We start from the raw sequence: 22,251 nt of genomic DNA on the forward strand, positions 1-22,251 counted from the left end.
GGGCGACCACGGTGATGGCGGGGTCGGGCGGAGCCCGAGGAGAAACAAAAGGGAGGGTGGGTGGGAGAACCACGGCGATGCGGCTGCCGCTTCGTTAGGGCGACCCACCGGGATCGTCCAGCCTGGCGGCAGTTGGAGGACCCGCAGCTCAGCCCGTGTCGGTGCTAAATGGGATATTCGCGGATTTGTTGAATCGCATGCTGTGCCAGTGGGAATTGGCGCCTGATCCCTTCGCGAACGAATCCCGATTTATGTCGGCATAATCGGGCAAACGTGGATCTAATTTGTGCATTGAAATAGCGGCCTTGGCCACTTACCGTGTTTCGTGTGTCAGACATCTCTCGACGTAGCGCAATTGTCGCACTGGTTCCCTCCGTCGGTGCCGCGGTGGCGCACCTGACCGGAAGACCGGCGATCCCCTCCTCCGATCAAGGTGACCACCAGCACGGTCCGGCACACACCGCAGGGTCCGCGCACGCCGGCTTCCGGTCCGGGACCCATGTGGACAACGGCAAGAACGGGTTTCACCCAACGACGCTAATCCGGGATTTCGATCGGGGAAAAACGTCTCTCCTCGCGGACGGGAGAACACTTCGGGAATGGACCCTGGTGGCCCGGGAAAAAGAAATCGAGGTGGCTCCCGGAGTCACCTTCCCCGCCTGGACCTACAATGGCAGGATTCCCGGGCCCACCCTTCGTGCGACCGAAGGTGAGCGCCTGCGAATCACCCTGGTCAACCATTCGGCACACGCGCACACGATTCACTTTCACGGCCTGCACGCGGCCCAGGTCGACGGAACCGCGGGAATAGGCCCGGGCCTGGTCCAGCCGGGCGGCCAGACGGTATACGAGTTCGACGCCGAGCCGTTCGGCCTGCACCTGTACCACTGCCACGTGACCCCGCTCGCCCACCACATCGCCAAGGGCTTATACGGCGTCTTCCTCATCGACCCGAAGGAAGCACGCGCCGAGGCCGACGAACTCGTGATGGTCATGAACGGCTTCGACACCAATTTCGACCGCGCGAACGAGCTGTACGCGGTCAACACCATCCCCTTCGTCTACATGAGCGACCCGGTGCGGGTGACCGTCGGCGAGCTGGTACGGATCTACCTGGTCAACGTCCTCGAATACGACCTCGTCAACTCCTTCCACGTCCACGGAAACTTCTTCGACTGGTATCCCACGGGCACGTCCATGAGCCCGGCGGAGCACACCGACACGGTGATGTTGTGCCAGGGCCAGCGCGGAATCCTCGAAATCACGTTCCCCCGCGAAGGCCGCTTCATGTTCCACGCACACCAGTCGGAGTTCGCCGAACTCGGCTGGATGGGCTTCTTCGAGGCCGGCTGTGGCCCCGCCTGCGAAAAGAGTGGGTGATATGGAGAGCCGCCTGAACACATGGGTGCTCGGACTCCTGCCGCTGTGCGTCATCGCCATGGCGGTGGTGGGCTTCGCCGTACTCGGCGGCCCTGGCCTGACCGCGCGCAACGGTCCTCCGGCCGAGGAACTCGTCGTGGAGCGGACGATACTCGGCGTGGGTTCCATCGAATTGGTCGTGCGCAACGCGGGCCCCGATCCGGTCACGCTCGCCCAGGTCGCGGTCAATGACGCGTTCGCCGACTTCCGAATAAGCGAACCGGAGATCGGCCGCCTCGGCTCGGCCAACGTGCGGATCACCTTTCCGTGGGTCGACGGCGAGGCCTACGAGGTGGCGCTTCTCACCTCCACCGGCGGAATCGTCGCCCACGAGATCCCCGTGGCCGTCCTGACACCGGACCCGTCCGGATTTATCGGCCTGATGGCGCTCTTGGGGACATATGTCGGTGTAATCCCCGTAGCCATAGGAATGCTCTGGCTCCCCTGGCTGCGGCGGGTGCCTCCGGGCTGGATCCGGGCCCTGATGGCGCTGACCATCGGGCTGCTCGCCTGGCTGGCGATCGACGCGGCACTCGAAGGAATGGAGGTCGCCAACGCCGGTGCGGGCGCGCTCGGCGGCGCCGGACTTGTCGGGATCGGTGCCATCGCCGCCTACCTGGTGCTGTCCGGCGTGCAGAACTGGATGGCCGCACGACCCGGACAAACAGGCGGTTATCGCCTGTCGCTGCTCGTGTCCGTCGGCATCGGCCTGCACAACCTCGGCGAAGGACTCGCGATCGGCTCGGCCTACGCCGTCGGCGCGCTCGCCCTGGGCGCGACGCTGGTCGCGGGCTTCGCGATCCACAACACCACCGAGGGCCTCGCCATCGTCGCACCCGTCAGTGACGAGCGCACCTCACCGTTCCGGCTGATCCTCCTGGGGCTCGTCGCCGGCGGCCCCGCCATCCTCGGCGCCTGGCTCGGCGCCGCCACGACTCAACCCGCGCTCGCCGCACTGCTGCTCGGTCTCGGCGTCGGCGCGATCGCGCAGGTCATTTTGCAGCTCGCCCCGTCCGTACGCGACGGCGGGGGACGGCTCCTGCATCCCGTCAGCATCACCGGCATCCTCACCGGAATGCTCCTCATGTACGCCACTGGGCTCCTGACCTGAACGCGGAACCCCGGGCCGCTGGATCCGTACGCGGCCCGGGGGACTGGTCAGCGGTTCAGGGAGACGACCGGACGCTTGTCCTTCGGCAGCGCCTCGATCATCGACCGGGGCATGTTGATCGTGTCCGCGCTGACCTGGGGCGGCAGGTTGGCCATCCACTGCGTGGCCGAGATGTCCTCGAACCGCGGGTTGCGGAACATTTCCAGGAAGACCAGCGGCTCATTCCCCAGGTTCTCGACATAGTGGCCGTACGCGAACGGCACATACCCAACGTCCCCCGCGCGGAAGTCGAACGTACGAGCCAGGCCTGAGCTGGCGAACACGCCCATCCGCCCGAAACCGGAGATGTAGTACTGCCACTCGTCGTCGGTCGGGTGCCAGTGCAGTTCGCGCATGCCGCCCGGCTGGATCTCCACCAGCGCGGCGGAGATGGTGCTGGACGCCTTGAAGGTGGTGGAGTCGACGATCCGTACGGTCCCGCCGGAGAACCGCTGCGGCTCCTGCGCGAGCATCCGATGGGAGAACCAGTTGGGCACGTCGCCGGTGGGGCTGATGATCCGGTCGGATTCCAAGGGGGGCGGCACCTGGCCCTTGAAGATGTACTTCTCCTTCTCCGGCATGTTGGCCATCTGGTCCGGTGTCCAGCCGAAGTTCTTCGCCAGGACGCTCTTGGGGGTGTGTGAGAAGAAATCGCTCATCATGAAGGTCGAGTTCTCCGAGAACTGGCCGTCGTCGAAGACCAGCAGGAACTCCACCCCTTCGTCCAGCGCCTGGATGTAGTGCGGGATGCCCTTGGGGAAGAACCACAGGTCGCCCTTGCGCACGTCGTCCAGGAAGTTGCGGCCCTCCTGATCTACCGCGCCGATCCGGCAACTTCCCTCAAGTACGTATGCCCATTCGGCCTCCTTGTGCCAGTGCAGCTCGCGGTAGGCGCCCGGGTTGAGCTTCATGTCCACACCGGCCAGCGTGGTGGCGATCGGCAACTCCCGCTGGGTGATCTCGCGGGTCCAGCCGCCTTCTTCGAGCCGGGTGTGCGCCATGGAGAAGGAGAACTTCATGTTGGGCACGGTGCCGTGGTCGGTCTCCGGCGGCGTGAGCATGTCGGGATTCTGCAGGTCCAGCTCGATGTTCCGGGGACCGGTGTCGGTGCCGCCTTGGCCGTTGCGTTGCGGATGCGGGATGCGCTGTTGCTTGGGCTCTTTCATCAATTACCTCCAGCGTGGATACCCCCGCCCTCAGGCGGGGGAGGAGACGCGGCGCTGTGCCGCGCTTCTGAATGGGTTGCGTAGCCGTAGCCGTCGGCTCTCTGGAGCAGGCGGACGTGGCGGTGGTGGATGCCCTGCACAGTGCCGTGCCGGGTGGCGACGTTGAAACTGCCGGTTGCGCGGACCGCGACCCGCCCAGCGTGAACCCCGGCCTTCTTGCCCGTCGGGACGTTCGCCCGGACCAGGTCTCCGGTCTGAAAGCCGCGCACGGTCTTGGTTCGGGGTAGCCGCAGTCGAGGAAAGCCGTAGGCGTCGGTGCGGGTCCGGCAGTACATCCCGCGACCGGTCGCCTTCACCGCCAAGACGACGGAAGGCCAGCTGGTGACGTTCTCCAACTCGCCGACGTGTAGCGCGTCCAGAGTGTGCGACTTCGGCGCGCCGGTGCGGGATCGGTTCCACTTCGTACGCCCGCCCGAACTGGTGGCGACCGGCAGCCCGATCGTTTCCAGCGCCCGCCACAGCCCCCACCTGGTCGAGTTGACCGCCGCAGCGTCCCGCAACGGCGCCTTCGCCTGTCTGAGGATCTTCGCCAGGAGCGCGGGCTTGGTCTTAAGGAACTCCTCGATCGGTGTTGCGTTCTTGGCCTGGTTGCACGTGATGCAGGCCAGGGTCAGGTTTGAGACGCGGTCTGAGCCGCCCCGGGAGCGGGGGTGAATGTGGTCGATGTTCAACGGCACGCTGGAGGTGCCGCAGTAGGCGCACCTGCGGCCCCACTTGGCAAGCAGATACTCCCGCACCTCATACCCGGCGAGGGTGCCCTGCTGGTACTCCACTCCTTCAAGGGGCCTGCCCGCCGACAAGGCGTGAGTGTCGAACGCGACCCGCTCCACACAGATAGCGGTGACGGGCGCCCAGCGGGTGAGTCGCGACACCCATGACACGGTGCCGTTGACGCGGTGCAGCAGGGACGGCGAGAGCCGCCCCTCCGGCTTGCCCCGGTTAAGGAACCGGGGGGCGCGATAGCGCAGATTCCGAGAACGGCGCCCCCGGCGCAGTGCAGCCCGCGAGGCGAGCTTGTCGCGGATCTGCCCGCCCCGGTGGCCGAGCTGGAGCGAGTACACGCCGGTACGACTCCCGCCATGCTCGGTGAACACGGCTAGACCGGTGTGCTTGGAGCCGGGGTCGATGCCGACCCGCACGCCGGTCACGGTGGAGTCGGCGGCAGTGCGGTCTTTCAGTCGGATGACGAACGGGGTGTGCCGGTGAACCACGGCCCGGCCAGAGGCCAGCAGGCGGCGGGCGCGGGCCGGGTGACACGGGTCGAGCGGCTGGCCGTGCTTGTCCAGGACGAACACGACTGGGTGGCCCTCACGGGCCGCTCCCTCAGACGCCGAGGCGCCCTTGAGGTGACGCCGGAGCAGACGGGTGCCGTCCGCTCCGATCTCCCCTCGCCCATGTTCCACGCCAGCGCCCGGCAGCGCCGGGAGTCCGTGAGCCGTTTCGTCCCCACCCTCGGGGTTGTCTGCTCCCACCGATTCCAGAGCGGCAGGCTGAGGAAGCACCTGCCGGTGGGTCTGCTCGCTTACGTGAAACGTAGTCAATCGAATGCACCTCCTTCACGGTGATCGACTGGGGCTGGTCAACGCGGGGCTTCGAAGCGCATTGCCGCACCTCAAGCCCCCTCCTTCAGGAGGGGGTCGTTGACATGAGATCGTCCTTCCGGATCGTGGTAGCTGGAACAGGCAGCAGGAAAAGGGCGCGGACGAATTCCGCGCCGCCCAGCACAAACAGGGCAACCGGGATGGCGGCACCGGTGAGGAGCAGGACCGCCGTTAGCCATTCCGGCGAATCGGAAATGTACGACAGCACGGCCAGCAGGAGGAATGCGAGCAACTTGATACGCGTCCTCGACATGGAGATCGGTATGACAATCCCGTGGTCGGCCTGGGGGACGGCGGCGGGGTGCGTATGGTCAAGGTCGTCCTGGGCGCGCATCGGGAGGTCTCCTCGGTCGTGGGAACGGTCAGAAGAGCTGGGTGTCGCCATCCGCGGTCGGGTCTTGGTAGGTGCGATCTTCCCCAAAATCGCCCCCAATACGATAAATCTGAACATTCAAGGCTTGTTACGCCAGAGCGGCGATACTCGGTTAGGAATACCCTCGCAAAAAGGTGCACGAAACGTCGACCATCTCAGAACTTCAAGGGGAGAAGCTTATGGCGAAGGATGCCGATTAATCGGCAGATAGAGTTTCTGATTCGCATTTAGTGCAAACCTGGATGTTCTCCACCGCCAGACGGGACGAAGATCCAACTGGACTGCCCGTTCGCGGTGGGGGGATCCGACCGGGTTGCCGGTCCCGCTTGGCATGCGGAGATCCGGCCGGACGGTTGGCCGCGCAGTTTGCGGGGATCCGGCCCGACGGTTGATCGCGCTTGGCGTGCGGGGATCTGACCGGACGGTTGGTCAGGCTTGGCCTGCGAGGGTTCGGTCGTGCAGCCCGCGGGGGATTGCTGGGCAAGATCCCCACGAGCGGCTGGCTGTGCTGCGTGTCACATCGCCACATGTCACGAAGTAGGGGTTCCGCTCGGTCATGACAATGACGCTTTCGAAAGATGAGGAAAGATCATGTCGAACGCCCAGACCGCCACACTCCGCGACCTCCACAAGTCAGGCGACCCGCTGATTCTCCCGAATGTGTGGGACGTGGCCAGCGCCACCATCGTGGCCGAAGCGGGTTACCCCGCCCTCGCCACCGCCAGCGCGTCGATCTCCGCCATGCTGGGATACAGCGACCACGAGGGCGCGCCCGTCGAGGAAATGCTCGACATCGCCGCCAGAATCATCCGCGCCGTGAACGTCCCGGTCACCGTGGACGCCGAAGCCGGATACGGCCTGCCCCCCGAGGAACTCCTCCAACGACTCACCGCCATTGGCGCGGCCGGATTCAACTACGAGGAGACCGACCACCAGACCGGCGCAATCCGCGACATCGACACGCAGGCCTCACGCATCACCGCACTCCGGGCGGCGAACGCGGACCTGGTGATCAACGCCCGGATCGACCTGTTCCTGACCGGCACCCCCACGGTCGAGGAGGTCGCCGAACGCGGCCGCCGCTACCTGGAGGCGGGCGCCGACTGCATCTTCCCGATCCTGGCCCCATCCGAAGAAGTGATCGCCGAACTGGTCAAAGCCATCCCCGGACCGATCAACGTCACCTTCCTCCCCGGCATGGACCTACACCGGCTGGCCACCCTCGGCGTCGCCCGCGTCTCCTTCGGCCCGATGACATACCTGACCGCACTGGACGCCCTCAAATCCATGGCCACCCGAATCCAGTCGGGCCAAGACCCCTACGGCACCTGACGACCTGTCAGCGGCAGAGCTCGGCCATTGTCCCGGGGCGACCTCTGGCAGCGAGGTCGCCCCGGGGCCGGTCAGCCGAGTTGATCGCGCAGGCGTGCGCATTCACGCGCGAACCTGCTACCCCGCCCACTACCGGCATGCGCCGACACGGCCGGGATCTCCCCGCGAGCCCCCACCCAAACCGCCAGGTCGGCGGCGAGCGCCACCGTCTCGCAATGGGTGATGGTCGGCCGCTCGTCCTGTCCCGGCAGCAGCACCGGCAGCGCGATCCGAAGAATCTCCCAAACCTGCGCGTGCGCCCCCTGCTGGGCGGCTTCGGTGAGCGAGGCCAGCACCGGCCGCTTCTCCAGCTTCTTCCACCGGACGAGCCACGAAAGCCACCGCCCGACCGCCTCAGCGGGCAGATCCCCCGTGGCCGCCATCCGCAGCAACGTCGGCACCGCGTCCTCATCACGGTCGGCCAGCAGGAAGGCGACCAGAAGCGCGCTCGCTTCCCCCACCGGCCCGTCGGTCAACAACACCAGCTGGCGCGTGCAGGCATACGAGCGGTGCCTCTTGAACTGCACATAGGGCAGAAAGCTCACCGAGACGACATCGCGATGGGACGGCAGCATCGACGGCCACCAGTCCATGGCGTGACCGTGATCGCTCCGACGCGACGGCTCCGCCAGCAACTCGTCGATCAGCTCATGCCCGGTCGGCTCCGCCCGCAGCACCGGAATCAAGCGCCCTCGTTCCTCGAGCAGACCCGTCTCCGGATCCTTCAGCCCACCCTCGGCCAGCCACGCCGCGACGGCCACGGCCGCCGAAGAGCCCAGCCGCGCCGCGCGTTCTGCGGCGGCCGGGTGACTCCCTCGGGGCAGCCGCAACAACGCCTGCTGCAGGTCGGCCACCAGCGGTTCGACACCCGCCGCCGCGCACGCCTCCAGCCGGTCCACCAGCACGTCGGGGTCGACATGGCCGCTGGTGAGCGTGGGCGTCGCCAGCAGCACGGGTGGCAGCGCATCCTCCCGCAGCGCGAGGTGGATCTCGCTGAACCGGCGCTGCAGGAACATGAACGGCGCCGAGCTCTGCGCGGGTTTCGACCACCGACGGTCGTCGGGAGAGGCACCCGGACTGATCATTTCGCCGGCCAGCGCGCTGCTCCAATAGGGCAGCAGGTCCCAGGCATTCCCCACGTACACCTGGTGATCGAGCCAGTGGAACTCGGCCTTCAGTTTCTCCCGCAGGGCCGCGCGGTCACGGCCGGCCTGCTCGACGAAGGCGGCGAGCCACAGCTCACCCGCCGTCCATCCATGCAACGCGTACGCCGACCAGATTACGGGGTCGGGAAAGGGCTCGGGCTTCGCCAAGGCGGGCAGTGCCGTCGGCGTGAACGTCGTCGGCGTCGGGTGCGTCGTGATGTCACCCCCGAACTTCGCGGCCACCTGCTCGCCAAGGTCCGCGGGCAGCTGCGGAACAGCCTCCGCGATCAGCGCGGCACTCGCCTGGAAGGCCGCCGCGTGCTTGATCGCCAGCGTGACCGCCCGCCGCTGAACCTCGTAGGAGCTGTGCGCGAACGCCGTCACCAGCCCGGGCGCCAGCTCTTCCGCGCTCGCGGGCGCACGCCGTACCTGCTCATCCAGCCAGGTCAGACCCGCGCGGGCCAGCTTGGCCTCGGCGCGGAAGGCCAGCGCGTCAACCGCCTCGCCGACGTCGGCGCTGTCCTGCGGCCCCGTACGGCGCAGCTGGGTCAGCGCGAGTTCCGCCACCGGCCCGGGCGCGGCGGGAAGCAGCCGAAGATAGTCGCGCGCCCGCTCGGCGCCCTCCTGCGGCGTCGGTTCGATCATCTCGTGCAGCCGGACGAAGAAGCGCAGGCCGTTGGCGTCGCCGCCGCGCAGGAATCGGCTCACGCAGCCGTCGAGAAGCTCCGCCCGCGACACTCGCCCCGCCGCGAGCACATCCCGCAGGCGGGCCAGCCACCGGGTGGGCTCGGGCGTCAGACGTTCCTCGCGCAACACGCGCCCGATCCCTTCCGCCTCGAAGATGCGCGGCAGCAGCCGCCCGAGCAGCGGGTCATCGTCCACCTCTGCGGCGGCCAGCCAGGCGACCACGAGCGGATCATGGCGGGGCGGTTCGATCGACGACGCCCGTAACAGCCCGAGCACCAGGGGAGCGAGGCGGTCGCCCGCCGTGCGGATCTTCTCGGTGAGCCGGGTGGCCACCTCGGCCTGCCAGCCGGCGGGACGGCTGGTCACCACACGAAGCAGCTCGGGCGAGAGCGGCCGCGAGCCCCAGGCCGGGTCGAAATCGCGGCGAGCCAACCAGGCGGCCGCGGTGGCGGGACCGGAGATCGTCCCCGCACCCACGATGCGCAGCGCCGTCCCATAGCTGGCGGTCGACGTATCCGTCGTCTGACGCCTCAACCACGCCTGCGCCCACGGGCTGTCCTGCAGGTCCGCGCCGTGCTCCGCCAGCCACCTCTCCCGGGCTGTGTCCGCCGCGCTGACCCGGCTCTCCTTGAGAAACCCGGGCAGCTGTTTCGCCACCTCCGCCCGTTCCGCCTCGGTGAGCTCGAGCACCCGATCGGCCAGCGCCTTGTCCCCCCGCTGGGCGATCAGCTCGCGGATCTCCTGCCAGGCACTCACCCGGCCACCTCCACCGCGCTACGGGCGACGATCCTGGCGGCCGGCACGTGCTTGCACGGCCCGCTGAAGAACCTGGGCGCGAGCGCGGACCCGCTGAGCGCCCGGCCGCCGGAGGTCGCCAGCCCGAGATGCCCGTCGACCAGGCTGGACGGCGCGGCGTAGGTGTACGCCTGTGTCGCACTTGTCATGCCGGGGAGACTAGAGATCATCCCCGACAAAAATGCGCCCTACGGCAACGAGCATAGAACTTAAGCTGACTACACAAATTGTGGATCTGGTCTGGTTTGGGTTATGACCGTAATGGGTTTTTGTCACACAACTAAGTGTACTTGCCCAAACTTGTTTGATTCTTCATACTATTGTCCTCCTAACGGTGGGGTCAGCTAAGGCACGGGGGCCTTGCCGACTGCGCCCTCCCATGGACGATTGGTCGAGCCATGTCCGCTGTGTGTTTAGTGTGCTACGAGACGTGGCCGGCGGTAGACGAGACACGATGCCCCGACTGTGGCTGGATCACGGCAGATGGGAACGATCCAGACTCTGAGCAGCTTGATCGTGCCAGGCACCTCCGCGACCTCCGCGCCGCGATCCGGGTCGCGCGCAAGTCCGGCTGGCCCACACCAGCGGATCTGAAGTCGTTCCGCCGTCTCCTCCGGGGCACCCTCAGCACCGAATCGGACGAGGAGCGGAAGGAACTGGACGCTGCCCACGCCGAGGCCGACCGGGCGCAGCAGATGGACTGGCGAGCGTCCGTGCGAGGGAGCGACGCGCTGGCCGAGGGCTTCACCTTGTTCACGGATACCGCGTCGTCGCTTCGGCACCATCTGTTCATCGTGCGCCTCACCCGTGACGATATGGCCGCCCAGGAGTATGTCCTGAACCCTGGCACGGGCAGGCCGGAACCCGCGGGCGACGAAACGCGGATCCCGTGGCGCGTGTTCATCCCGGGCCTGTCGAGCTCTTCGCAGATCCGGCAGTTCCAGCTGGCCGGGGGCGTGGGCGTCAGGCCACCGCATCTGTTCGTGGACGGGATAGGCAGCCCGGCGCTGGCGAAGGCGCTCCCCGGCGCGGTGCCCTGGGACCCGAACAGCGGACTGTGGACTCAGCCGGTCGTCATCAACTTCGTGCCGGGCTGGCCGCTGATCGACCGGATCGCCGGCTGCCTGGAGAGGGAACTGGCCGCCACGATCTTCACGGTCCCGCCCCAAGGCGTGTCCGAGCAGGAGGTCATCACCGAGATCCTCGCGCGCATACCGCTGGTGACCTCCTACTACCTCCTGCTGGCGGAGATCAACCTGGCGACGTCGGAACTGACCCGCCGGGAGGAACCCCTTTTCGAGAAGGGCACCGTGGCCGGGCTGCAGGACGAGGTGACGGTCACGGTGACCATTCCGGGAGTGGCCAAGGGCGGCGTCTACCTCCCGGTGATGACCCGGCCCGAGCCGCCTGAGGAGGGCCTCGACCCCGAACCCTGCACCGTCGGCGGCATCGTCCTGACCACCAGCAAACCCAACGTTCCGATCCGTGTCACCGCGAAGCTCGAAGGCGCCGGACATGTCTCCCTCACCCCGTCGGCACCGGGCCGGGGATCGAGCGGTCCTGATGAGGTCCCCGCTGCGGCGGAGCTGGCGGAACGCTGGCAGGCGTGGCGGGACCACACCGATTCGATCGACGTCAAGTTCCTCATCGAACTGAGCGCCGCGGACTGGAAGACCTTCAAGGCGCGCTGGGATCTCGTCGGCAAGCTGATGCGGGCGGCCCGGACGACGCTCATCGGCGAGGAGAAACGCCTGCGGCTGCAGGTGGTCGGCTATGGGCACCACGACACCCAGCCAGAGCTCGTGGACGCCAACCTGTTCACCCGTTCCGCGGCGCGCGGGGTGAACTGGTCGGAGCCGACGAAAGACCCGGTCTCCACCGGACTTGAGCACGCCTTTCGATACGTGGCGGAGAACACCACGTGGGAGGCGCCGACCAAACGATTCCTGGTGACCGTGGGCAGCCGCGTCCCCTGTGTCACGGACCAGCTGAGCGAACACGCGGCATACGCGGACCGGTGTCCGGACAACCTGAACTGGCGGGACGAGCTGGCCAAGATCAAGGCCGACAATGTCACCTGCCTGGCCGTGACCTTCCCCCGGGAACTCCCGCTCCACGAGTTCCAGGAGAAGTTCCAGCGCAGGCACGATGACCATATCTGGCAACAGATCGGCTCAGGCGGGGTCTTTCCCACACCGGACTCGGATATTTCGAACAAGCTGCTCACCGCGCTGGGTATCCACCTGGACGCGCCGTTCCCCTTCGCTGTCTTCAGCCCGACCGAGCCGGGGGTCAACGGCGTGTCCAAGCGGAGAACCGCATGAGTCCTGATCTCAAGATCGGCGCATCGAAGAAGGCCGTGGGTCCCGTCCTCAAGATCGGCCTGATCGGTGCGCCGAACAGCGGAAAGCTCACGTTCCTCAGCGCCCTGACGACCGCCTTCCTGTCCCGCGGAGCCCCCAACGGCTGGGTGGTCAACCCCGAACGCGACGCGCTCGCGTTCGACGAATCGGCCAAGGAGATCCTGGCTCTCCGGACCTTTCCCAGCCGTACTGAGGTGGAGAATTCGGGAAAGCTCTGGCTGCGGTTCTTCTTCTCCTGGGAGCGGAGGGGGGAACCGTCACGGACGTTCACGGTGGAGATCCTCAACCGAGCGGGGCAGGCGTTCTCCAGAAGGTCTCCGGACAGCAGCGCCGTGGCCAAGGAACTGGCGGGGTGCGACGGATACCTCCTGCTGATCGACCCGCTCCGGGAACGATGGCGCGGGGACAATTCCGACTTCTTCAGCCACCTTCCGGCCAGGATCATGTCGAACGACATGCCGCTGAGCGAGTTCCGGAAGAGAGCCCTCGCCGTCTGCGTGACCAAATACGACGACGCCCAGGTGTTCCCGCCCTCGCTGAGCGGGAATTACGGCACCCAGCAGGCTACGGCGCCCCACTTTCCGACGGTGGAAAGCGCGGACGCGAAAAGCTACTTCGAGTGGGCGTGCGCGCATTTCGCGGACCACACCGCGCGTCCGGGAAATGACAGCGCCGAGCGCCTGCACCACCAGATCGAGAGGATGTTCGACCCCGATCTGACCGCGTATTTCGTGACCTCCTCGGTCGGCTTCCGGCGGAGCCAGAAGGGCTTCGAAATCAAGGAGTTCGTCAATGTTCAAGGGTCCAGAATCCTGAGCTCGGTCACCCCCATCAACGTGCTCGAACCGATCATCAAGCTCGCCGAGTTGTCGGGGCGGCTCTCGTGAGGCGGGCTGTCACCAGCGTGCTGGGTTGCCTGATCACCCTGCTCGTCACGCTCCAGGGCAGCGCCGCGGCCGACGACGACCTGGCGCCGATCTACCACGCGTTGAAGCTGGATGATCGTGTCACCACCTACCTGGTCCTGGTGGACATCTCCGGCAGCGTCAACACCCGGTTCCCGTACATCCGGCAGCAGTTGATCGACCTGCTGCGCGAGAACCCTCGAGACAAGATCAGATTGATCCCGTTCGCGGAGCGGGTGCAGGCGGACATCCCCATCGACAGCCCGGCGGACCTCGACGATCTCCCCGAAGCGACCGGCCGGCACACCGACATCGGGCTCGCGCTGGAGTTCGCGATCACCCAACTGGAGCTGGAGCAGTCGACCGGCTCCGTCCAGGACGCCTCGATCATGGTGCTGTCCGACCGGATTCACGAGCCGCCCCAGGGCAGCCGGTATCCGAACAGGCGGACGGAGAGCTGGAAGGAGCTGAAGCGGCGAGCCGACCGGTTGCAGGAGCTGATGCCGGGGACGAGCCTCTACATCGTCCCGATCACCAAGGGCATCCGCCTCGACCGGGAGCGGGGCAACACCCTGGACTGGGTGTTCCCGACGAACGTGATCCACGATCCGGACGGCACGGCCACCGACCTCCGGGCGGCCAAGGAAGAGACGCTGCGGCGGGAGGCCACCCGCCTGCTCCGGCCCGACCAGGAGCTGACCCTGACCGGCAGGATCACCGGGCCCGGCACGTTCGACGCGATGGCGGGAACCGCGAGGGCCACTGTCGAATTCGTCTCACCGGCGGCCTGGACCCCCGTTCAGATCACCGCACTCCGGTCGGCCACCCCGGGTGTCACGGTGACACCGGTCGATCGCGGGCCATGGACCCTGGCGCCGGCATCGAAACGCCCGGTCACCATCGAGGTCGATGTCAGCTGGCCGAAGCCGGTCCGGAAGTTCCGCGACGCCGACGTTCCCCTGCCCTTGAACGTCAGGGTGGTCGCCGACGTCACGACCCCTTGGCGGGCCGGACTCGACAAGCTGAAGTTCCACGGCCCCGTCCCGCTCGTAGAGACGGCGGACTTCCCCCTGTTCCGCGACGGCCCGATCCATGTCCCCGGCACCTGGCCGATATGGCTGGTCGTCGGGGGCGGGGTCCTGCTGATCGTGGCAGTTGCGCTGGTTGTCCTGTGGATCCGGAACCAGCGGAGAATGTCGGGATATCTGTGCCTCCTGGTCGCCTACGGAGGCGACGAGGGGATCCGGCAAGAACGATTGGGTCCGTTCGAGTTGGCGCGGCACCGGGAGCTGGACATCCCCTTCGAGCGGCCGACGCGCCAGGAACTCGGCCGCATCTCCACCGCGACGACCGAGCGGGCCCAGGCCAAAGTCTCCAGGACGCCGGGCCTGCGCCGCTCCCAGCGGGGACTGATCGTCACGTACTCCGCTGACGGCTCCGCCGCGACGGAGCACAAGGTTCCCTACAACGATCATTTGCTCATCCACGGCGTGGACTTCATCCACCACGACCACGTCCACGACAAGAACGCCACCAGCTGTGACGAGCCCGTCGAGGGTGAGTCGCGATGACCACCGAGACTCCTCTCTGCGACCTCGTGGTGCGGCTCTGCGGCGAGATCCTGTCGAGGCGGGCGGTCAGCGAGTCGCTGTTCGCCGAGGCCCAGGATGTGGCGGAGCGGCTTACCACCTGCCACCGGCTCAGGATCGCGGTGGGCGGGCGCCAGCAGGACGGCAAGACCACCTTGGTCAACGCCCTGCTGCGCGCCCGGCTGGCGACAGGGGACGGGACCGAGGGAGCGCGGGTGGTGACCCGCTACTTTCCTTCGCATACCGACCAGGTGACCGTGCGGCTGCTGGATGGCTCCTCCCATCAGATCAGGCCAGGGCCCCGGGGCGGGTTGCCCCAGTCCCTCGGGTGGCCGGTCGCCAAGATCAAGCACGTCGACGTCGGCTTCCCCGGGGCCACGCCCTGCGATGGCATGATCATCGACACTCCGGGGCTGGACCGGCCAGACGGTGGCCGGGAGATCTCGCTGGCCGCCTGCGCCGACGCCGACGCCCTGGTGTTCGTCGTCAACTTCGAGGGCCAGATCGACAGCGAGGCGTTGCGGTGGTTACGCCGGGCCGCCCCCTTCGGTCTGGTCGGTGAGGTGGGCGCCATCGGGGTGGTCACCGGGATCCAGAATCTGGAGTCCCGGCCGGAGACGAATCCGTGGCCGTCGGCGCGGCTCCGGGCCAGCGTGTGCCGGAGGCAGCTGGGCGGCCTGCTGTTCCGGGTGTTGCCCGTGCTGGATCTGCTCGCCCAGACCTCACTGGGCGCCGATCTCACCGAGTCGGACGCCCTGGCACTCGCCAACCTGGCCGCCTTCGGGGACCGGAAGGCCGTCCTCGCCGCGCTGTACGACCACGACGAATTCCTCACCTGGGAGAGCGGTCCGCTCGACCGGGCCACCCGGCATCGCCTGCTCGACATGCTCGGCATCTACGGCATCCACCTCTGCCTGGACCACGTCGGGGCCGTGGCGAGCGCGCGCACGGTGCGCCAGGAGCTTCGCGCCGCGTCCGGGATAGACGAGCTCGTCCGGGAGATGGAATCGGCCCTGCTCCCGCAGTCCGATCTGCTCCGTGCCTCGTCCGCGCTGAATCGCCTGCTCACCGCCGCTTCCCAACGGGAAGACGAGAACGGGGGGGTGGACGAGATGTGGGTCTTCGAGGCGGCCCGCCGGATCGAGAACTCCCCCGAATTCGGGCGGATACGGCTCCTGAGGGCACTGCGCGAACTCCACGACGGCCAGTTCCACCTCAACCAGGCGGACGCGGAGGCCTTGCGCGGGCTGGTCGAGGGGATGACGCCCGCCGAATGCCTTGGCGAGCCCAGGGGCACCCGGGGCTGGGCGCTGTCCGCGGCGGCCGAGCGCGAGACGATCCGGTGGCGAACGCTGGAGAACACCATGCTGCCGCCCATCCGCACCTATGCGCGGATCGCCTGGACCATCTGCCAGACCTTCATCGAGGGGCGGCCGACATGACCGGCGCGTGGGGCCTGGCGATCGATCTCGGGACCTGCTGCGTCACCGCGGCCACCCGGTACGACGGGGAGGCCGCGGTGCTTCCGCTCGATCCCGGGCGAGACGATCACTCGCTCCCGGCGCTGGTCCTGGTGGACGGCGACGAACTCGTCGTCGGGCGCGAGGCCGTCGACCAGGTCACCCGATTCCCCGAGCGGATCATCCGCTCGCCCAGGCACCTGCTCTGGGCCGACACCGCGCTCTACGTCGAAGGCCGGTGGATCGACCCCGTCGACCCGGTCGCCGCGCTCCTCCGGGTGGTGTCGGCCGCCGCCCGGCACCGGTTCCCCGACCACGAACCGGACTCTACTTTCCTGACATATCCGGCTCGGTGGGATGAACCAGCGCAGCGGCGGCTCCGCGAGGCGGCTCATCGGGCCGGGCTCGGTGAGGTGGTCCTGCTGCCGGAGGCCATCGCCGCCGCCCGCTGGTACGCCACCAGGAAACCGAGCACCAAGGGCGCCGTGGTCGCCGTCTACGACCTGGGCGGCGGCGGCTTCGACACCGCGGCGTTACGCCGTACCGAGACGGGCTTCGAACTGGCCGGAGCGGCCGGCGGCCTGGACGAGGTCGGCGGTGAGGAGTTCGACCGGGCGCTGCTCCACGTGGTGAAGCAGTATGCCCGCCTCATCGACCCCGGCGCCGCGGCCCGAATCTGGGACGCGGCCGACCGCTCGGCCGTCATGACCCAGTATCGCTGGGCCGTGGAGGCGCGCGAGGCCAAGAAGGCGCTGTCCCGCCGGAGGCCCTGCCTGGTGGGCGGGGAGCCCCCGTTCTCCCCCGGCATCCAGGTCACGCCCGACGAGTTCGAGGAGGCGATCGGCCTCGCGGTGCGCAGGACCGTGACCGAGCTGGGCCGGACCATCCGCGCCGCCGGACTCGTCATGGACGAGCTGGACGCCGTCTATCTGACCGGCGGGTCGAGCGCGATTCCGCTGGTCAGCCAGACCATCGCCGGTCGGCTCCAGGACTGGGTGGCCGTGGAGATCGCGCCGGATCCGAAGCACACGGTAGTGCTGGGCGCGCTCACCGACGTGCCGCCACCGGACGATGGCGCCCGGCCGGCCCGGCCCTGGCGGCAGCGGGTGGCCGGTCAGCCGACCGCGCCGGCGCTCTCCGGCTCGTCCCTCTTCACCGGCACCGACCAGGGCCGCCTGTACGCCTTCGACCTGGCCACCGGGGCACGCCGCTGGCAGACCGGCGGCTACGTGCCGATCACGGGAGCGGCCGCGACCGAGGAACTGGTCGTCATCGGCGACACCGACGGCCGGGTCAGCGCCTACTGCTCGGCCACCGGAGTCCGGCACTGGTGGCGCCAGCTGGACGGACCGCTCTCCACCGGCCCGCGCGTCCACGGCGAGCACGTCTATGTGGCGTCCGAGCAGTCCGGACTGCACTGCCTGGCCCTGGCCACCGGCGTCACCACCTGGCGGTGCAGGGCAGCCCAGGCGAAGGGATCGCCGCCCGTGGCGGCCGACGGGTGGGTCTTCGTCGGTGGCCGTAAGGGCATGCTGTTCGCCGTCGCGGGGAGACAGGAGGAGTGGCGGGTCCGGCTCTCCTCCGCTCCGGTCGTCGGCCCGATCGAGGTCACCGGCAGCATGATCTTCGCCGCCACCGAGGACGGTCAGATCCACGCCGTGCCCCGGCACGGTCCCCCCGAGGTCAGGTGGCGGCAGCCCGCCGGGGTCAGCCCGGGGACCGGCCCGCGTTACCACCGAGGTCGCGTCTACGCCGCCACCGGCGACGGGCGGATCGCGGTGTTCGACGCCGAGGACGGCCGTCCTGAGCCGATGCTCCGGGCGGGTGCTCCGGTGACCGCCCTGGTTCCGCACGGGGACGCGCTCTACGTGGCCGCCGGCTCCGCGCTCTCCGTGGCGAGAGTCGCGGACGGGACGGTCCGGCGCGTGCACGGCATCGACTGGCCGGTCGAGGCGGCCCCGGCGTTCGCCGACGACTTCGTCTTCCTGTGCGGCACCGGTGGCCAGGTCGCCGCCGTACGGCTCGAATCAGCGAGGAGTGGCGACTATGGCCGATGAGATGCGGTTTCTGGAAGACGTCCGGGACGTCCTGCGCGATCAGGGCCATCCGCTTCCCGCGGACGCGGTCGATCGGCTGATCGAACGGGTCACGGCCGAGACCGCGACCGTGGTCGTGGTGGGCGAGCAGAAGCGGGGGAAGAGCTCGCTCATCAACGCGCTGATCGAGTGGGACGCGCTGCTCCCGGTGGAAACCGAGATCGCCACCAGCGTGCACCTGGCCGTGCAGTACCGCGCCCAGGCCGGGGCTGTCGTCTTCGACGACGAACATCCCGGCGGACGTGAGATCGGCCTTGCCGAGATACGCGAGTACGCCTCCCTGGATCCGGAGACGCAGAAGCCGATCCGGCCGGGGGTCCGGTGCGTCGACGTGTTCCTGCCGGCCCGGCTGCTGCGGGAAGGGCTCACGCTGGTGGACACGCCCGGTGTCGGCGGTCTGGTGGCGGGTCACACCTCGATCACCCTGGCCACCCTGGCCAGAGCGGACATTCTGCTCTTCGTGGTCGACGCGTCCCGGGCGATGACCGAATCCGAGCTGCAGTTCCTGACCCGTGCGGCGGAGCGCATCCCGCAGGTCGTCTTCGCGCTTACCAAGATCGACCTTTTCAAGGACTCGGCGACCGTCAAGCAGGAGAATCTCGCCCGGATCCGGGCGTACGCGCCGCGCTTCGCGTCCGCGTCCTGGTTCTCGGTGAGCAGCAGGCGACGGCAGGACGCCATCGCGGCGGAGGCCGCCGGCGACGCCGAACTGGCTCGGCACCGGTACACCTCCAGCGGTTTCGGCCAGCTGGAGGAGGCGCTCCTGGCGATCGTGGCCGACCGGGCCAGGGACGTCAGGCGCGAAGCGGTCGATCAGGCCCGGATCCTGATCTCCGGTGCGGTCACCGACGCCGCCAACCACCTGCGCGCCTACCGGGAGGACCGCTCGCTCGTCAGCGACCTGGAACGGCAGCGCGACCGCCTGAAGCACGTGGCCTGGCGGGTCGAGCTGGAACGCGCGCACCGGGAGGAGGCCGTCGGCCTCCTGGACCGCATGGCGGCCCGCCTGGACCAGGTACGGCAAGCGAAGGAGGAACTCATCGCCCGCGGCGGACCCGACCTGCGCGCCGAGATCATGACCCACCTGGACTCGGCCACCGAGGGCCTGCTCATCGAGCTGGAAGACGACCTGGTGACGCGGCTGGCCGCGATCGCGGGACGGACCACCAGCGGGGTCATGACCGACGTGGGTGACCTCCCGCTCGGCGATCTCGTCCTGCCGAAGCTCCCGATGGACGTCAACGAGCCACCGCGGGGACTCATGGGGATGCTGGCCAGAACGCGCCCCTTCGCCGACCTGGGTTCGCTGGCCATCTCGGTGGCCGCGCTCCTCAATCCGCTCATCGCATCCTTTGTCGGCGTCGCGATGCTGGCGTTCGTGGAGCGGCTGGGAAAGCAGGAGCAGAAGCGGCGGCTCGCCCAGCTGGACGCCCGCCACTATATGGAGCGCTATCTCGATGTCCTGAACCAGCAATTCGGTCAACTCATAAATGAGGCGATAGCCGCCAGCGAGAACGGACTGATAACCCATATGGAGGAGAGCCTGGGCCAGGCCGATTCCCAGCTGACCGAATTAATCAAGGAGCGGGGAGACGCCGACCGGATGACCAGGCAGACCCTGCTGGGCAAGCGGCGGGAAGCCGAAAAGCGGCTGGCCGAACTGAACGCGCTCCGCGCGCGCGGCGATTCTCTGGCCGACGAATGATCAGATTCCTGGGTGCAATGGAACCGTTTCTCACCGCCGGACGTTGGCTGGTCAACATCGGCGGAAATTTCCGTGCGAGCATCGGAAACGCACCGCCGATCTCCACGCGAAGGGGCAACGCGGATATGGTCGTCAGTTCTGTTTCCCGCCGGCTCGCCGGGCTCCTGCTCATCAGCGTCCCCTTCATGACGGCCGTGGCCGCCGAGGCCGTTCCCATTCCGCCCATCGAGGTGCAGCCGATCGACGTGGTCATCCTGGTCGACGAGTCCGGCAGCCTGTCCGCGAGCGCCGTGAGCCAGGAGCGCGCGGCCGCCTCGCTACTGGCCGTGGGCGAGTTCTCGTCCAAGTCCCGGGTCGAGGTGGTCGGCTTCGGCAGCAAGAACACCCCGGACCAGGACGCGCTGGACATGGTCTGCCCGCTCACCCCGCTGGGCAGCCGGGAGGACCGCGAGGCCATCCTGAACTGCGTCCAGGAACTGCATCCCCGGACCGCGGCGGAGGGCAACGACACCGACCACGCGGCGGCGCTCGGACGTGCGCTCGCCACCCTGCGCGATTCCGGCGACGACCAGCGCCAGAAGATCGTCTTCCTGCTCACCGACGGCATCCTGGACGTCCAGCGCAGCCTGAACTACGGCGACAGCCCCGCGGTACGGCAAGCCGCCGCGGAAGACTACATCCAGGCCCACCTGACCGAGGCCACCAAGCTCGGCATCCAGGTGTGGCCGCTGGGATTCGGCAAGGCCGACCCGGCGCAGCTGCGCGGCTTCGCGGTCGGCAAGCCGTGCAACAACATGGGCGACTCCAAGCCCAGAGCACAGCTGATCAAGGACGAGCGCGAGGTCTTCGCGGCCATGGTCCGCGCCTACGCCGCCGCCAGGTGCGCGGGCTCGGAGGTGGCCGAATCGCAGACCGTGCCCAGCGGCGGCTCCCGCGAATACCAGCTGCGCATCCCCGTCATCGCCACCGACGCCTCGATCACCGTCTCCAAGCGCAACCCGCGCTTCAAGGTCACCTACATCGACCCCAACGGCAAGACCGTCCCCAAGTCCGGCGAGTTCGACGGCTCGACCTTCCAGGTCAACGGTGAGGACACCCCGGTGGAGGGCCTGCAGATCCGGCTGCCCCGCCCGGGCACCTGGAAGGTCAGGGTGGAGGCCGCCCAGGACGCCAAGCCCGAGGAAGTGGTGGCGGCCGTGACCTGGCAGGGCGCCGTGCACTCCTCCATCACGCTGGACTCGCCCAACCCCGACCCGGGCAAGGAGGTCGTGGTCCGGTCCCGGTTGCAGACCAGGAAGGGCGTGGTCGTCGCCGACGACGACCTGTCCGCGCTCAGGTTCAGCGTGGACATGACCGGCGACGGGGTGCCGGGCACCGTGCACGCGGAGCTGAACGACTCGGGCGCCGGCCCCGACCGCAAGGCCGGGGACGGCGAGTTCGCGGGCGCGCTGACCATCCCGCCGGGAGCCTCGGGCGCGCTCGAATTCGTCGGGATCGTGGACGCGACCGGGGTGCAGGGCGACCGCATTCCGTACCAGACGACGGTCGCGAAGCCCGGCGAGCAGGTCAGAACCGTGGTCGACATCCCGCAGCAGACCATCGCCCCGGGCGACGACGCCACCGGCACGGTGACCGTCAGCAACGAGACCGGGAAGCCGATCAGCGCCACGCTCGTCCTGGAAGAGCTGCGGGAAGGCGATCACATCGAGGTGGTGGACCCCGACGTGCGGCTGGCGGTCGGCCAGTCCTCGACCGATGTGACGCTGACGCTGGCCGCCGACTCGGCCGAAGGCGACGTGCCCGGGGTGCTGATCCTGCGCGACGCCGCCGACCCCGCCAAGGTGTACGGCCAGGGCTTCCTCAAGCTGCGGGTGGCGCAGCCGCCCTCGCCGGTGCCGTGGATCCTGGCCGCGCTCACGCTGCTCGCCGTGATCACGGCGACCTACCTGACCGGCCGGATCCGGGCGGCCCGGGTGCGCGGCGACGTCCAGGATCTCACCCTGGTGCTCTACCAGGGCGACCGGGAGATGGGCCCCTGGCGGGCGCCGATCGGCCGCAACCGCAGGCTGACCTTCGTCATCCGGGACACCCACACCGACCACCCCTACCTGGATCGCCCGAACCAGGGCGACCTCACCTACGAGGTGGTCCGGGCGGGCCGCGGCGCGGGTCTGGTCCTGCGCGGTCCCGGCGGGGAGCAGTACCCGGTCCGGCCGGGGGTTCCGCAGGCGGTCGGGGACGGGGTGGCGATCGCCGTACGGGACGGCAGGCTCGACCGGCGGCCCGAGCCGGCCCCCGGCGCCTACGGATCCGACCCGTTCGACCAGCCCAGCCATTACTCCAACGACCCCCTGATGTGATGCGGG

At 68.4% G+C, this 22,251-nt stretch carries 15 protein-coding genes; 10 read left to right on the forward strand and 5 right to left on the reverse strand.

Going from position 1 to position 22,251, the window contains the following annotated elements; genetic code table 11:
- Positions 1 to 609 precede the first annotated feature (609 nt).
- Positions 610 to 1,380 carry a multicopper oxidase domain-containing protein gene (locus tag Aple_RS45470; protein ID WP_281361702.1) on the forward strand — a complete coding sequence of 257 codons (771 nt, stop codon included), beginning with the start codon at positions 610 to 612 and terminating at the stop codon, positions 1,378 to 1,380.
- 1 nt (position 1,381) lies between these two features.
- Entirely contained in the window at positions 1,382 to 2,530 is a 1,149-nt protein-coding gene (locus Aple_RS45475) for a ZIP family metal transporter (RefSeq protein ID WP_155351017.1), read from the forward strand.
- Positions 2,531 to 2,577: 47 nt separating this feature from the next.
- Here Aple_RS45475 and Aple_RS45480 read toward each other — a convergent pair whose 3' ends face one another.
- The 3 genes from Aple_RS45480 to Aple_RS45490 form a co-directional block, all read right to left on the reverse strand.
- Complete coding sequence (locus Aple_RS45480; protein WP_155351018.1) at positions 2,578 to 3,735, reverse strand: oxalate decarboxylase family bicupin; 1,158 nt, start codon at positions 3,733 to 3,735, stop codon at positions 2,578 to 2,580.
- Positions 3,735 to 5,198, reverse strand: a complete 1,464-nt coding sequence (iscB, locus tag Aple_RS45485; RefSeq protein WP_246265328.1) for an RNA-guided endonuclease IscB — start codon at positions 5,196 to 5,198, stop codon at positions 3,735 to 3,737. Before iscB ends, Aple_RS45480 begins: the two co-directional genes overlap by 1 nt.
- Positions 5,199 to 5,421: 223 nt before the next feature.
- Complete coding sequence (locus tag Aple_RS45490; protein WP_155351019.1) at positions 5,422 to 5,730, reverse strand: hypothetical protein; 309 nt, start codon at positions 5,728 to 5,730, stop codon at positions 5,422 to 5,424.
- A 630-nt stretch (positions 5,731 to 6,360) separates the two neighbouring features.
- Here Aple_RS45490 and Aple_RS45495 point away from each other — a divergent pair.
- Positions 6,361 to 7,101: an isocitrate lyase/PEP mutase family protein gene (locus Aple_RS45495; protein WP_155351020.1), complete on the forward strand. Its 741-nt coding sequence runs from the start codon at positions 6,361 to 6,363 to the stop codon at positions 7,099 to 7,101.
- Positions 7,102 to 7,172: 71 nt separating this feature from the next.
- Here Aple_RS45495 and Aple_RS45500 read toward each other — a convergent pair whose 3' ends face one another.
- The gene (locus Aple_RS45500) at positions 7,173 to 9,728 is read right to left on the reverse strand and encodes a DUF7824 domain-containing protein (protein WP_155351021.1); all 2,556 of its coding nucleotides are present in this window, start codon (positions 9,726 to 9,728) and stop codon (positions 7,173 to 7,175) included.
- A complete protein-coding gene (locus tag Aple_RS45505) occupies positions 9,725 to 9,916 on the reverse strand; it encodes a hypothetical protein (protein WP_155351022.1) in 192 nt (63 codons plus the stop codon). The genes Aple_RS45500 and Aple_RS45505 overlap by 4 nt, the downstream gene beginning before the upstream one ends.
- Positions 9,917 to 10,165: 249 nt before the next feature.
- Here Aple_RS45505 and Aple_RS45510 point away from each other — a divergent pair, with 249 nt between their 5' ends.
- Genes Aple_RS45510 through Aple_RS45540 form a run of 7 tightly spaced genes read left to right on the forward strand, consistent with a single transcriptional unit; the run spans position 10,166 to position 22,245 of the window.
- Positions 10,166 to 12,091, forward strand: coding sequence for a hypothetical protein (locus tag Aple_RS45510; protein WP_218038851.1), 1,926 nt, complete (start codon positions 10,166 to 10,168; stop codon positions 12,089 to 12,091).
- Positions 12,088 to 13,017 carry a TRAFAC clade GTPase domain-containing protein gene (locus Aple_RS45515; protein WP_155351024.1) on the forward strand — a complete coding sequence of 310 codons (930 nt, stop codon included), beginning with the start codon at positions 12,088 to 12,090 and terminating at the stop codon, positions 13,015 to 13,017. Before Aple_RS45510 ends, Aple_RS45515 begins: the two co-directional genes overlap by 4 nt.
- Entirely contained in the window at positions 13,014 to 14,606 is a 1,593-nt protein-coding gene (locus Aple_RS45520) for a vWA domain-containing protein (RefSeq protein ID WP_155351025.1), read from the forward strand. Before Aple_RS45515 ends, Aple_RS45520 begins: the two co-directional genes overlap by 4 nt.
- Positions 14,603 to 16,066 (forward strand): GTPase, encoded by a 1,464-nt coding sequence (locus tag Aple_RS45525; protein WP_155351026.1) that lies wholly within the window; start codon positions 14,603 to 14,605, stop codon positions 16,064 to 16,066. Before Aple_RS45520 ends, Aple_RS45525 begins: the two co-directional genes overlap by 4 nt.
- Positions 16,063 to 18,141, forward strand: a complete 2,079-nt coding sequence (locus Aple_RS45530) for an outer membrane protein assembly factor BamB family protein (RefSeq protein ID WP_170321993.1) — start codon at positions 16,063 to 16,065, stop codon at positions 18,139 to 18,141. Before Aple_RS45525 ends, Aple_RS45530 begins: the two co-directional genes overlap by 4 nt.
- Positions 18,131 to 19,885: a dynamin family protein gene (locus Aple_RS45535; RefSeq protein WP_155351028.1), complete on the forward strand. Its 1,755-nt coding sequence runs from the start codon at positions 18,131 to 18,133 to the stop codon at positions 19,883 to 19,885. Before Aple_RS45530 ends, Aple_RS45535 begins: the two co-directional genes overlap by 11 nt.
- Before the next feature lie 17 nt (positions 19,886 to 19,902).
- Positions 19,903 to 22,245: a vWA domain-containing protein gene (locus Aple_RS45540; protein ID WP_170321994.1), complete on the forward strand. Its 2,343-nt coding sequence runs from the start codon at positions 19,903 to 19,905 to the stop codon at positions 22,243 to 22,245.
- The last annotated feature ends 6 nt before the right edge of the window (positions 22,246 to 22,251 follow it).

It is taken from the genome of Acrocarpospora pleiomorpha (genome assembly GCF_009687885.1).
GTDB classification, from domain to species: Bacteria; Actinomycetota; Actinomycetes; order Streptosporangiales; family Streptosporangiaceae; genus Acrocarpospora; species Acrocarpospora pleiomorpha.

What these genes read in the sequence shown, in the direction of transcription:
- Aple_RS45475 (WP_155351017.1), top strand. Translation starts at nt 1,382, where the DNA reads ATGGAGAGCCGCCTGAACACATGGGTGCTCGGACTCCTGCCGCTGTGC.
- Aple_RS45480 (WP_155351018.1), bottom strand. Translation starts at nt 3,735, where the DNA reads ATGAAAGAGCCCAAGCAACAGCGCATCCCGCATCCGCAACGCAACGGC.
- Aple_RS45490 (WP_155351019.1), bottom strand. Translation starts at nt 5,730, where the DNA reads ATGCGCGCCCAGGACGACCTTGACCATACGCACCCCGCCGCCGTCCCC.
- Aple_RS45495 (WP_155351020.1), top strand. Translation starts at nt 6,361, where the DNA reads ATGTCGAACGCCCAGACCGCCACACTCCGCGACCTCCACAAGTCAGGC.
- Aple_RS45505 (WP_155351022.1), bottom strand. Translation starts at nt 9,916, where the DNA reads ATGACAAGTGCGACACAGGCGTACACCTACGCCGCGCCGTCCAGCCTG.
- Aple_RS45510 (WP_218038851.1), top strand. Translation starts at nt 10,166, where the DNA reads ATGTCCGCTGTGTGTTTAGTGTGCTACGAGACGTGGCCGGCGGTAGAC.
- Aple_RS45515 (WP_155351024.1), top strand. Translation starts at nt 12,088, where the DNA reads ATGAGTCCTGATCTCAAGATCGGCGCATCGAAGAAGGCCGTGGGTCCC.
- Aple_RS45525 (WP_155351026.1), top strand. Translation starts at nt 14,603, where the DNA reads ATGACCACCGAGACTCCTCTCTGCGACCTCGTGGTGCGGCTCTGCGGC.
- Aple_RS45530 (WP_170321993.1), top strand. Translation starts at nt 16,063, where the DNA reads ATGACCGGCGCGTGGGGCCTGGCGATCGATCTCGGGACCTGCTGCGTC.
- Aple_RS45535 (WP_155351028.1), top strand. Translation starts at nt 18,131, where the DNA reads ATGGCCGATGAGATGCGGTTTCTGGAAGACGTCCGGGACGTCCTGCGC.
- Aple_RS45540 (WP_170321994.1), top strand. Translation starts at nt 19,903, where the DNA reads ATGGAACCGTTTCTCACCGCCGGACGTTGGCTGGTCAACATCGGCGGA.